We start from the raw sequence: 12,099 nt of genomic DNA, 5'->3' as shown, positions 1-12,099 counted from the left end.
ACGCGGGTATGGCAACCTGCAGACGCCCCCACGCACGGCGGTGGAGGGGCTTTTACCCGTATCGGGAAGGCGCATTACCCGTTCACACCCGTTCACACCCGTAATTCGCGTTGCGCATGAGGGGGCAGGCCCTTCAAATCCCGGAACGTTAGCGAACGACGCTTCAAGGAGGATCAGGTGCGTATTGGTGTCGATGTCGGCGGAACGAACACCGACGCCGTTCTGATCGATGGCCTCCGGATCGTCGCAACGAACAAGCAGCCGACGACCCCCGACGTCAGCAGCGGCGTTTCAGCCGCCATCCGCGCCGTGCTTGAGGGCGGAAACGTCGCGCCCGGCGCGATCACCGCGGTGATGATCGGCACGACGCATTTCACCAACGCGCTCGTCGAGGCAAACCGGCTGGACCGCGTCGCGATCATGCGGCTGGCGAGCCCTTCGGGGGAGGCACTGCCCCCGTTCACGGGCTGGCCCTCACCCCTCACGAAGCAGATCTGCGGCGACATCTTCCTACTGCCCGGCGGCTACGAGTTCGATGGTCGCGAGATCTCGGCCTTCGACGAGGACCGGGTTCGCAGCGCAGCACGGCGTTGCCGCGAACGCGGCATCAACAGCATCGCCGTCAGCAGTGCCTTCGCCCCGATCAATGCGGCCATGGAAGAGCGCGCCGCCCAAGTCATCCGCGCAGAACATCCCGAGGCCAGCGTCAGCCTCTCGCACACCATCGGGCGGCTGGGGCTTGTCGAACGCGAGAACGGCGTCATCCTCAACGCCGCGCTGACCAGTCTCGCACGGCACGTTGTCGCCTCGCTGGAACGCGCACTCCGCGATCTGAGACTTGAGGCGCCCCTGTTCATTTCGCAGAACGACGGCACGCTGATCTCGGCGAAGGATGCCGCGCGCTATCCGGTGATGACGATCGGCTCCGGGCCCACGAACAGTATGCGCGGGGCAGCCTTCCTCACGGGCATGAACGACGCGATCGTCATGGACGTGGGAGGAACCACCTGCGACATCGGCGTGCTTTCCAAGGGCTTCCCTCGCGAATCCTCGATTTCGGTCGATATCGGCGGAGTCCGCACCAATTTCCGGATGCCGGACATCCTCGCCCTCGGTCTTGGCGGCGGCACCCGCATCCATCTCGATCCCGGGCTCTACCTGGCGGACGCGCTCGGCGAATCCGATCTGCAGATCGGCCCGGATTCGGTGGGCTACCGCATCCTGCAGGACGCGTTTCTCTTCGGCGGCCGAACCCTGACGGCAAGTGATGTCGCCGTGGCTGCCGGTCGAACACACTTCGGCGATCCCTCCCGCATCCCGCCGCTCAGCGCGACCGTGCAAACCGCCATCTGGCACCGTATGCAGGCGATGTTCGCCGATGGCATCGATCGCATGAAGACCGCGCAAGGCGATGTGCCGATCATCGCCGTCGGCGGCGGGCATTTTCTGATCGATAACGATTTGCCGGGCGCAACGCAGGTTTTGCGGCCGCCGCACGCCTCGGTCGCCAACGCGGTCGGCGCCGCCATCGCCCAGATCGGCGCCCAGCTTGAACAGATCGTGGACTACGACAGCGTTCCGCGCCACGCGGCCCTTGATCGGATGCGCGAAGCCGTCGCGGCGCGTGTCGTCGCCAACGGCGGCCAGAAAGACAGCATCCAGATCGTCGATATGGAGGAGGTGTTTCTGAGCTACTTGCCCGGCCGGTCGGCACAGGTAAGGATCAAGGCTGTTGGCGATCTTGTCGAAACCTCCTCGCCCGCTGCCGGCAACCTCATCGCCGAGGCCCACCATGCGCATTGAACGCGAGGCGCTGGCCGATCTGGCGCGCGGTGCCGCCTTTCTCGGTTCCGGGGGCGGCGGCGACCCCTATTACAGCCTACTCCTCGCCGAAGCAGCGCTTGAACGGCGCGGACGTGTCGAGCTGATCCCGCTCTCCTCGCTCGCCGACGACGCGCTCGTCGTTCCTTGCGGCTGGATCGGCGCGCCGACCGTTTCGGTGGAAAAGCTACCGAACGGCAGCGAGGCGGTCGCCGGCTTGCGACGGTTGGAGACGATCCTCGGCCGCCGCATCGATGCCGTACTGCCTATCGAGATCGGCGGCGGCAATGGGCTGGCGCCGATCATTGCCGCCGCCGACATGGGCGTGCCCGTCGTCGACTGCGACGGCATGGGGCGCGCCTTCCCGGAATCGCAAATGGCGATCTTCAACATCCGGGGCCTCAGTGCCTGCCCATCGGTCGTCACCGCCTCCTGCGGCGCGCTGACAGTCATCGAAACCGACGACAATCTTGCGCACGAACGCATCGCGCGGAGCCTTTCCGTGGCGCTCGGCGGCATCGCGCACATGGTCGAATACCCTCTCACCGGCGCGGAGGCGCGCGCGCACGCGATTGCGGGCAGCGTCAGCGCGGCCATCGCCACGGGCGCCGCCATACGCGAGGCGCGTGCCGCCCGGCAGGACCCGTTTGAGGCCCTTGCCGAAGCCTTACGCGCGACCGGCCTTTACCCGCATTGCAAGACGCTCTTCGATGGAAAGATCGTCGATCTGGAGCGTGAGACGCGCGGTGGCTTTTCCGTCGGAAACGTCATAATCGACGGCTTCGGGGGGCAAGGGCGCATGGAGATCGAGTTTCAGAACGAGAACCTCATCGCCCGCCAGGACGGCCGAATTCGCGCGATGGTGCCCGATCTCATCACCATCATGGACCGGGAAACCGCCGACACGATCACCACCGAGCGTCTGAAATATGGCCAGCGCGTCAAGGTGATCGCCGCGGCCGCGCCCGCGATGCTGCGGGAAGAGCCGGCACTGCGTTTCGTCGGCCCGCGCGCCTTCAGGCTCGGCACCGATTTCATCGCGCTCGAAAACCTCGACACCGCGGAGACGGTATGAGCGGCGGGCACAGCGATGCCCATGCCAGCGGACCGCTGCCGGAACATCTGACCGTCGCCGGATGGCGCGTGGCGCTCATCATCACGAGCTTCACATTCTCGCTGCCGGGATTCCTGAACGGCGCGCAGACCGGCCTTGCGCTCGGGCTCGACAAGGCGGTTCTCGCCGCCCTGCTCTCCGGGCTCATCCTTTGCGCGGCCGCCTGTCTCACCGCGATCATCAGCGTTCGCACGCGGCTGACGACGTATCTGCTCGTCCAGCGGTCGTTCGGCATGAAGGGCGCGGCGCTGGTCAATATCGTGATCGCGATCGTCCATTTCTGCTGGTTCGGGGTCAATGTGTCGTTCTTCGGCGACGCAATGGTGGCCGCCTCGAAGCAGGGCTACGGAATACCCGGCGATTTCGGCACGTTCGTCATCCTGGGCAGCGTGCTGATTACAGCCTCTACGATCTACGGCTTTCGCACCCTTGATCGGCTGGCAATGGTTGCAGTGCCGCTAGCGGGCATCATTCTGGTCGCCGTGTGCGTCACGGCCGTCGGCGCCCAGCCCGTCGATCTCGCGCCCGCCGCGAACCCGCCGACGCCGATGAGCTTCGGCATCGCGCTCTCCGCGCTCGTCGGCGGCAACATGCTCACCGTCGCCGCGATGCCGGACCTGTCCCGCTTCATCCGGACCGAGCGCGGCGCGATCGCCGGAATGCTCCTGTCCTTTCCGCTCGCCGCACCCTTGCTGATGTTGATTTCAGCGTTGATTGCGCTGGCGACAGGACAGACGGACATCATGCAGATCGTCGTCGCCATGGGCTTCGGCATACCGGCGCTCGCCATGCTGCTGCTTTCCGTGTGGACGATCAACGCGCTCAACCTCTATTCCGCCGGGCTATCGATGGCGGCGACCTTCCCCGGCGTTCGCCAATGGGTCATCATCGTCGTCGGCGGGACGATCGGCTGCATCTTCGCGCTGCTCGGCATCATCAATTCCTTCATTCCGTTTCTGGTGACGCTCGGGCTCATCATTCCGCCGATCGCAGCCATCTACGTGATCGACGGCTTCTCGCGTTTTCGGGGGACGGATGGCGAGACCCCGCCCGCGATCCGCTGGGACGCGATCGGCGTGTGGCTGGGTTCGCTCGCCATCACCCTGCCCGCGATGCACATGGGTCTGTCGCTCACGACCGTTCCCGCGCTCGATGCCACGCTGCTCGCCGCAGGCAGCTACGGGCTTTTGCTGTGGTGGCGGCAGCGATGATCGCCGCGCTCGACGCGCACGCGCAGGCCGCTCTCGTCCGCAGCGGCGAGGTGCCGCCGTTCGCGCTCGTCGAGGCCGCGATGGAGCGGATCGAAAAGGTCGACCCCGCGGTGAACGCCGTCAGCCACCGCGCCTTCGACCATGCGCTTGAAGCATCACGCCAAGTGGACAGAGCCGCGCCGATGGCAGGTGTTCCGTATCTGCTCAAAGCCTCGCTCGAATATCCCGATTTCCCTATGCTGTCGGGCTCGCGGACGCGGGCGGGCACGACGGGGAAGGCCCGTTACCCCTTCACCGCTCGGCTGGATGCGGCCGGGCTCATTCCTTGCGGGATGTCGACCATGCCGGAGTTCGGCCTGATCGGCACGGGCGAGGCACTGCTATACCGTCCCACGCGCAATCCGTGGGATCTGACACGCAGCAGCGGCGGCTCCAGCAGCGGCGCGGCGGTGGCGGTCGCGACGGGCATGGTGCCGTTCGCAACGGGCAGCGACGGCGGCGGTTCGATCCGCATCCCTGCCTCGCATTGCGGCATCATTGGCTTCAAGCCGAGCCGGGGCTGGAACCTCCGCGCGCGCGGGGCGAGCCTGGCCGATGATCTGCTGACCTCCGATGGACTTTACGGACGCACGATGCGCGACACGGCCTGGGCCGCGCGGTTTCTTCGGTCGCAGCCGGGTGAGACGAAGACGACCGATACTCTGCGGGTGGCAGTGAGTTTGAAGGGGCTGGACGGGTTGCAGCCTGATCCGGCCGTTGCCGAGGTGATCGGGAAGGCAGCGGCTCTGTGCGAGACGCTTGGGTGGCGTGTGGAACTCTGCGAGCCGCCGATAGATCGCGGTGCGCTGAGCCGCGCTTTCGATGTTTTGTGGAGCTACGGCGGCGGAGAGGTCGTGGACCTTTGCCGGGCGCGGCTGGGGACGCAGGCGGATTCCTTGCTCGAACCGTGGACGCTCGGGCTTGCGCGGCGGCGCGACGGCATGACGGCCGACGATCTCGCCGCTGCGCTAAGCGCAATCGCGGAGATCGACAGAAGCCTCGACGCGTTCTGGCAAAAATACGATGTCGTGCTGAGCCCGGTCACCAGCAGCACACCGCCGCCGCTCGGCGTGCTGGCGCCCGACCGTGAATTCGATGGGCTGTGGAACGATCACTTCCGGCACGTGAACTATACGCAGCTTCAGAACATGGCGGGCTATCCCGGCCTGTCGCTGCCGCTGTTCATGGCGTCCGATGGCCTGCCCGCAGGCGCGATGTTCTGGACCGGGCGCGGAGGTGACGATCAGCTGCTCGCGCTCGGCACCGTACTGGAAGAGGCGCAACCTTGGGCCGGTCGCCGTCCTCAGGCCGCGAACCTGATTTGATGCTGGCAGCTCCCCTATTCCTCGCCTTTGCGATGCTTGCCGTTCCGGCTGCGGCAGCCGAACCCGTCTCCGTCCCCTACGCCATGCCCGAAACCGAGATGTGGGACATGACGTCGGCAGATGGACAGGAATTTCGCATCTTCGTCTCGCGTCCGTCCGCGCCTGCACCCGGGGGCGGCTATCCGATTCTTTACGTGCTCGACGGGAATGCGATGTTCGCGGGCTTCGCCGAAGCGCGCCGTATCCATGGCTTCGGGAGCAGCGGCATCGACAAGATGATCGTCGTGGGCGTCGGCCATCCGGGCGAACAGATTTACGATGCGCGGCGCATGTTCGATTTCACCGCGCCCATCGCAACCCCGGCGCTGAAACAGGCGTTCGCGCAATATCAAAGCGGCGGGCGCGACCGGTTCGCGAAGTTCCTGCTCGACGAGCTGCGCCCGGCAATCGAGAAGCGCTATTCCGTGAACACCACCCGGCAATCGCTTTACGGGCATTCGCTCGGCGGCCTGTTCGCGCTCCATATGCTTTATTCCCGCCCCGGCGCGTTCCGCACGATCATCGCGACCAGCCCTTCGATCTGGTGGGACAACCAATCCATCCTGGCGGAAGAGGCTGCGTTCAGGGCACAGGTCCTGAAGACCCCCGATACCGGCAAGGCCACCAGTTTGCTGCTGATGGCGGGTGAACGCGAAGAGGAAGGCAATATTCCGGGCGATACGAAGGCGCTCGCGCAGCGCATGGCCGCGCTTTCCGCGCAGGGTCTGCGCAGCGACTTCATCATGCTCGATGAAGAAACCCATATCTCTGTACCGAGCCGGTCGGTCACCGCGAGCCTGCGCGCGGCGGCACGCGCGCGTTAAGGCTCCTTCGCCGCGCCCAACGACGACCAGTTACCAAACACCGGCCTGCCTTCGAACAGCGTGACCATCACCTTCGCCTTGCCGATTTCGAGCGGGGCGAGCGTGAAGATGTTCCGGTCGAGAACGACAAGATCCGCACTCTTGCCGGGCGCTATCGATCCCGTCAGCGTTTCCATGCCGTTCGCATAGGCGACATTCAGCGTATGCGCGCGGATCGCCTGCTCCAGCGTAATCGCTTCCTTGGGAAGCAGCGGCGGTGTTGCAGGCTCTTCATAATTCACGCGCGTAACTGCAACTTGAAGGCCGAACAGCGGGTTCGCGGTCGCCACGGGCCAATCGGCACCATAAGCGATCATGCCGCCCGGCGCGAGAATGCCATGCGAAGGATAGATGTAGCCGGATCGCACCGGACCGATCGCCTGTTTGGTGAGGTCCATGTACGGATAGTTGCTCGCCCACGTCGGCTGGAACTGCGCGATGACGCCGAGCTTGCCGAAGCGCGGCTGATCAGCCGGATCGACGACGTTGAGGTGCGAGATCATCGGCCGGTTCGCGGTGCCGTTGCTATTCTTTGCAGCAGCGAATGCATCGAGCGCGACGCGCACGGCACGGTCCCCGATCGCATGGACGTGCGGCTGGAAACCATCCTTGCCAAGCGTGGTGATCGCCTGCGCCAGCGTTTCGGGCGTGATCTGCAAAGGTCCGCGATGGTCGCCCGCGTGCTCGTACGGCGCGATCATGGCCGCCGTCTGCTGCGGAATGACACCGTCTGCATAGAATTTGACCGATTTCGCGCTGATCCCCCACGCGGCGGCGCGTTCCGAAGCGGCCCGGATCGCCGGGATTTGTTCCAGGCCCCGCTCATTCTCCCATTTGAAGGCCAGCGAAACATGCGCGCTCAGTTCACCGCGGTCCTTGACGGCGTGATAGGCGGCAAGCGTTTCGCTGGTTCCGTCGGCGGCGAGATCGATGCCGGCATCGTGCCAGTTCGTGATGCCGAGGCTGTTGAAGAGGTGCGCGACATAGACGATCGACTGCTGCACCTCTTCCGCCGTGGGCTTTGGTATGAGATCGCCGACGAGCGCCATGGCCGCTTCCTGTAGCCCGCCGACCGGCTCGCCCGTCGCGGGATCACGGTCGATGTGGCCGTTGGCCGGGTCAGGCGTATCCTTGGTGATCCCTGCGATCTTGAGCGCTTTCGAATTCACCCAGTAGCTGTGGCCACCGACGGATTCAAAGATCAGCGCGCGCTGCGCCGTGACAGCGTCGAGCAGTTCCTTGCGCGGCACGCCCTTCGGCGGAAACAATGCGTCTTGCCAGCCGACACCGTAAATCGGCCCGTCACCGGGCGACGCGGCCACACAGCCGGCAATGATTTTCTGATAATCCTCCACGGTCTTGCCGCTGTGCAGCGAGCAGCGCGTGTAGGCCATGCCGCCAAAAACGGGATGCACATGCGCATCGCCGAACGCAGGCATCAGCAGACGACCGCCGAGATCGACGGTACGGGTGTCCGCCCCCCGATATTTCAGCACGTCCTTCGCAGAACCCACCGCGACGATCTTGCCGTTGTCGATCGCAACGGCCTCCGCCCACGGCCGCGCGGTTTCCACCGTGTAGACGCGCGCGTTGGTGAGAATGAGATCAGCCGTTTCCGCAGGCGACTGCACGGCCTGCCCCGCACAGGACGCGAGAAGCACTGCACCAAGGACGACGGCGGCATTGGGCAGAAAATTGCGGGAAGACAGGATCATCGGTTCACTCACACTCGAAACCTGAAGAGGAGCACGCCTGAGCGTGCTCCTCCTGGAGGACAATCAGAACTTGCGCGTCAGCGACGCAAGCAACGTGCGGTCCTTCGCCGCCGTACACAGACCATGCGTCGTCGCGAGCAGCGAACAGAGGTCGTAGTATTTCTTGTTGAACAGGTTGCTCGCGTTGAGCGACGCGACCCACTGGCCGCTGGTTGCCGATACCATCGCATCGACCAGCGTCACCGACGGCGTCAGGAATGACTGGCCCGCATCGATCTTGTTACCTATATGACGCACGCCGGCACCGGCACGGACCTGCCAGTCGTCGCCCACCATGAACGTCTTCGATCCCCAGATCGAGGCGAGTTGCCGCGGCTGTGCCGAGAGGCGGTCGCCGGCCGTGAGCGTCGAACTGGACGTCAGGACCTTCGCGTCGATGTAGCTGTACGACGCGGTGAACTCGAAGTTTTCGGGCATCCGTATGATCGCTTCGACTTCAACGCCCGTCGAGCCCACGGAACCACCCTGAATGAAATTCTGGATGTTGCCGGGATCCTGCGAGATGTAGTTCGATTCCTTGATGTCGAAATACGCCACGCTGAGCAGCGCGCCGCGCATCGGCTCCCACTTCACGCCGCCCTCGTACTGGCGCGCCGTGCGCGGCGCATACGGGTTTCCGAAGAAGTCGCCGCCTGGAACCGGCAGGAAGGATTCGGCGTAGTTGAAATAGGGCGAAACGCCTTTCACCACCTCGGCGATGATGCCGCCGCGGAACGACCATGCTGTCTGCGAAAGCTCCGACACGCCGTTGCGCTTCGACGTCGCCTTGTCGCGGCGCAGGCCGAGCACGACATGCACGCGGTCGGCGTAGCTCATCTGGTTCTGCACATAGAAACCGAGCTGCGTGCTCTTGTAATCGAGGAAGTTGAATGCTCCGAAATCGAAATCCGCACCGTATTCCGGATTATAGATATTGATGGGCGGCGGTGCCGGGAACGGGAAGAAGTCGAGGTACGAGAAGCCCTCGTCCTTGCTCTGCTTGAACCAAGTATAATCGACGCCGAGCAGAACCTTGTGTTCGATCGGGCCGGTCGCGAAGTCGATCGTAAGGTTGTTGTCGCTGTTGAAGACCTTGCTCTTCTCGTAATTCACATAGAATTCGCGGCGGAGCAGCGTTTCCGCCGCATCCTCCCACGGCTCGGCCGTATAGTTCGTGTAGACTTCCTTGTAATCCGTATCCATGTGGCTGTAGCGCGACGCGCTGCGGAAGGTGATCGCATCGCTGAAGCTGTGCGAGACGATCAGCGCGGCGGACGCATATTCGGTGTCCATCCCGTTGAAGCCGGGTTCGCCCTGATAGAAGTTGAATTTCACCCGCTCCGCCTTGCTCGGCGCGAGCAGCGACTTGAAGAGCGGCGCGTAGCCAAGCGAGCCCTGCTTGTCCTTCTGATAGAGACCGATCAGCGTGATGTCGGTGTTCGGGCCGGGCTGGAAGCGCAGCGACGGGTTAATGAGCAGACGGTCATCCGGAGTACCCCACTGCGTCTTGCCGTCACGCAGCACGCCGACGAAGCGCGCAGCAACGCCCTCGGTGAGTGGACCTGTCACGTCAACCTGGCCCTGGATGCGGTCGTCAGTGCCGACGATGACGCCGACCTCGCCGCCGAACTCGAACTGCGGCAGCTTGCTGACGGCATTGAGCACACCGCCGGGGCCGCCCGCGCCGTAAAGCACCGAAGAGGGGCCGCGCAGCACTTCGGCGCGTTCAAGCGTGAACGGCTCGAGCCTGGCGCCGTAGATGAAATCGGGCATACGCTTCAGCCCGTCGAGATACTGCGCCGCATCGAAGCCGCGCGTCAGCACGAAATCGCCCCGCGAGTCCACGCTGTTGTTGGAGGCGACGCCAGCGCTGTAGCGATAGACGTCCTGGAAATCGACGACCGTCCGATCCTGGAACTCCTGGGCGGTGACGACGCTGATCGACTGCGGCACTTCGGTGAGCGGTGTATCGGTCTTGGTCGCGGCGACCGCACGCTCCGCCGTTACGATGATGCTTTCATCGTCATCGACAGCCTGCGCCGAGGCAACCGTGGGCAATAGTGCCGCGCAGCTTGTCGAAAGCAGCGCCAACCAGAGCTTCGACGACATCGGACCGGAATTCTGGATTGCAAGTTTCATTCTTACCCCCTTTTTCATGCGGCTGCGTATTACCGGGCGCTGCTGTCTGTTATCCCCGGCTTCCTACATCACGCATTCAACAACAGTCTCGGCAACGTGCGAACGGCTTTTGAGGGTAATGAGAGGCAAAGACGGGTAAGTCCGAAAGTGTGGTCGCTGGGTAGCGGCAGAGGCCTTCGCAAGCGGCACAGTTCTTACGTTTTCGGCTGCGATTGCTTACCCGGTTGCACGCCCGGCTTACCCTTTCGCCGCGTTGCAGACAGTGATTCGGAACGGCACCATACAGCGTTATGATATCAATCCCGCAGCCGCCCCGCCGGTCCACTCGCAACCGGATCATGAAGCTCCATCGCTGGCTCGGCCTTGGCGCCGCGTTGTTCTGGCTGGTCCAGGCCATCACGGGCACGCTGCTGAGTTTTCACTTCGAGCTGGAGGACATGGCGCTTGGCGGCGCACACCGTCCCACCGATCCGGCCGCGATCGAAAAGCGGATCGACAGTTTTGCATCGGATGGAGCGGAGGCCGGGATCACCTGGATCTGGACGACCGCCGGCCTGCCCGACCGCTATATCATCCTGTTTGCTGGCGCGGACGGGACGCAGCGCAAAGCCTATATCGACGGTGCGGGAAACATCCTGCGCGATCGGGAAGCCGACGATTACAGCTTCCTCGCGCTGATGCGCGAAATTCATCTGACGCTGGCGGCGGGGACGTTCGGTCACTGGCTTCTTGCCGTTTCCGGGCTGCTGTTGGTCACGAACCTCATCTTCGGGATCATCGCTGCATGGCCGAGGCGAGCGCAGTGGCGCAGTGTGCTGAAGCCTGCCGGCTCCACCGGAAAGACGGCGGGCCTCTATTCCTGGCATCGCGCCGTGGGGCTGTGGGCGGCGGTTCCCGCCATCGTGATCGCGGGAACGGGCACGCTCATTCTGTTCGAACATCCGCTGCGCGATCTCGCCCGCGTTCCGGACATCACCCTGCCCGCCAACGCGCCCGCAGGCCCCAGCGTCGGTTTTGCGACCGCCCGGCAGGCCGCCGTGGACGCGATCCCCGACAGCCGTTTCGTAGGGACGACCTTCCCGTCAGCGGCGGACGCAAGCTACTATGCATGGGTCCGCGCGCCCGGCGAACTTTACCGCGGCGGATACGGCAGCAGCCTTGTGATCGTGGACGCCAACACTGGCAGCGTGCGCGGTGCTTGGCCCGCGACGGAGGCCGATACCGCCCGAGCGATCATCGCCTCTTTCTACCCGCTTCACACGGGCGAAAGCCTCGGCACGTTCGGGCGCGTTCTCACCATGTCGGTGGGCCTCTGGCTTGCGGTTACGATCATCCTCGGGACGTGGCTGTGGTTTCGGCGGCGACCACGGGGCAGCGCGGCGTAATTCGGCGCGGGGCGAAAACACCTATCGCGATTATGCCGTAAAACGCTCCTGCCCATCGACGAAGGTCCGCAGCACGCCGGTTTTCAGATACTGACCGGGCGAGACGCTGAGGAGATTGCGGTCCAGCACCGTCATATCCGCAAGATAGCCGGGCGCGATTTTGCCGAGGCGATCCTCCTGAAAACCGGCGAAGGCCGCTGTGTGTGTATAGGCCGTCAGCGTTTCAGCAATCGTCACGCGCTGTTCCGGGTGCCAGCCGTCCGGGTTGGCGCCGTCGATTGTCTGCCGCCGGACGGCCGCATCCACACCGGTCATCGGATCGAGCGGTGCGACCGGCCAGTCCGAGCCGAAACAGTGGCCTTCCCCCTGAAAACTGGTCCGCTTTGAAAGTGAGAGTTTCGGCTATTTT

8 protein-coding genes and 1 pseudogene are annotated in these 12,099 nt (G+C 64.3%); 6 read left to right on the top strand and 3 right to left on the bottom strand.

Annotated features, from left to right (window positions below; translation table 11 throughout):
* Positions 1–177: 177 nt before the first annotated feature.
* From AAC014_RS17710 to AAC014_RS17690, 5 genes are read left to right on the top strand one after another with little or no spacing between them, the layout of a single operon-like run.
* On the top strand, positions 178–1,803 hold the full coding sequence (locus AAC014_RS17710; protein ID WP_339711279.1) for a hydantoinase/oxoprolinase family protein: 1,626 nt from the start codon (positions 178–180) through the stop codon (positions 1,801–1,803).
* Positions 1,793–2,896 carry a DUF917 domain-containing protein gene (locus AAC014_RS17705; protein ID WP_339711277.1) on the top strand — a complete coding sequence of 368 codons (1,104 nt, stop codon included), beginning with the start codon at positions 1,793–1,795 and terminating at the stop codon, positions 2,894–2,896. The genes AAC014_RS17710 and AAC014_RS17705 overlap by 11 nt, the downstream gene beginning before the upstream one ends.
* On the top strand, positions 2,893–4,146 hold the full coding sequence (locus AAC014_RS17700) for a cytosine permease (RefSeq protein WP_339711275.1): 1,254 nt from the start codon (positions 2,893–2,895) through the stop codon (positions 4,144–4,146). The genes AAC014_RS17705 and AAC014_RS17700 overlap by 4 nt, the downstream gene beginning before the upstream one ends.
* Positions 4,131–5,510 (top strand): amidase family protein, encoded by a 1,380-nt coding sequence (locus tag AAC014_RS17695; protein ID WP_339711272.1) that lies wholly within the window; start codon positions 4,131–4,133, stop codon positions 5,508–5,510. The genes AAC014_RS17700 and AAC014_RS17695 overlap by 16 nt, the downstream gene beginning before the upstream one ends.
* The gene (locus AAC014_RS17690) at positions 5,510–6,373 is read left to right on the top strand and encodes an alpha/beta hydrolase-fold protein (RefSeq protein WP_339711270.1); all 864 of its coding nucleotides are present in this window, start codon (positions 5,510–5,512) and stop codon (positions 6,371–6,373) included. Before AAC014_RS17695 ends, AAC014_RS17690 begins: the two co-directional genes overlap by 1 nt.
* On the opposite strand, the gene AAC014_RS17685 is transcribed toward AAC014_RS17690, so the two are convergent.
* On the bottom strand, positions 6,370–8,127 hold the full coding sequence (locus AAC014_RS17685; RefSeq protein ID WP_339711268.1) for an amidohydrolase: 1,758 nt from the start codon (positions 8,125–8,127) through the stop codon (positions 6,370–6,372). The genes AAC014_RS17690 and AAC014_RS17685 overlap by 4 nt on opposite strands.
* Before the next feature lie 63 nt (positions 8,128–8,190).
* Complete coding sequence (locus AAC014_RS17680) at positions 8,191–10,305, bottom strand: TonB-dependent siderophore receptor (RefSeq protein WP_339711265.1); 2,115 nt, start codon at positions 10,303–10,305, stop codon at positions 8,191–8,193.
* Between the two features lie 338 nt (positions 10,306–10,643).
* Here AAC014_RS17680 and AAC014_RS17675 point away from each other — a divergent pair, with 338 nt between their 5' ends.
* On the top strand, positions 10,644–11,690 hold the full coding sequence (locus AAC014_RS17675; RefSeq protein ID WP_339711261.1) for a PepSY-associated TM helix domain-containing protein: 1,047 nt from the start codon (positions 10,644–10,646) through the stop codon (positions 11,688–11,690).
* 30 nt (positions 11,691–11,720) lie between these two features.
* Here AAC014_RS17675 and AAC014_RS17670 read toward each other — a convergent pair.
* A pseudogene (locus AAC014_RS17670) lies at positions 11,721–12,032 on the bottom strand (amidohydrolase family protein); the annotation flags it as partial.
* Positions 12,033–12,099 lie beyond the last annotated feature (67 nt).

The organism is uncultured Sphingosinicella sp., assembly GCF_963974575.1.
Classification (GTDB): Bacteria; Pseudomonadota; Alphaproteobacteria; order Sphingomonadales; family Sphingomonadaceae; genus Sphingosinicella.
Note: the sequence above shows the minus strand (reverse complement) of the source record. Positions and strands in the feature narration are given on the sequence as shown.

Coding starts and splice junctions, on each gene's coding strand:
- AAC014_RS17700 (WP_339711275.1), top strand. CDS start 2,893: ATGAGCGGCGGGCACAGCGATGCCCATGCCAGCGGACCGCTGCCGGAA.
- AAC014_RS17675 (WP_339711261.1), top strand. CDS start 10,644: ATGAAGCTCCATCGCTGGCTCGGCCTTGGCGCCGCGTTGTTCTGGCTG.
- AAC014_RS17680 (WP_339711265.1), bottom strand. CDS start 10,305: ATGAAACTTGCAATCCAGAATTCCGGTCCGATGTCGTCGAAGCTCTGG.
- AAC014_RS17685 (WP_339711268.1), bottom strand. CDS start 8,127: ATGATCCTGTCTTCCCGCAATTTTCTGCCCAATGCCGCCGTCGTCCTT.
- AAC014_RS17705 (WP_339711277.1), top strand. CDS start 1,793: ATGCGCATTGAACGCGAGGCGCTGGCCGATCTGGCGCGCGGTGCCGCC.
- AAC014_RS17690 (WP_339711270.1), top strand. CDS start 5,510: ATGCTGGCAGCTCCCCTATTCCTCGCCTTTGCGATGCTTGCCGTTCCG.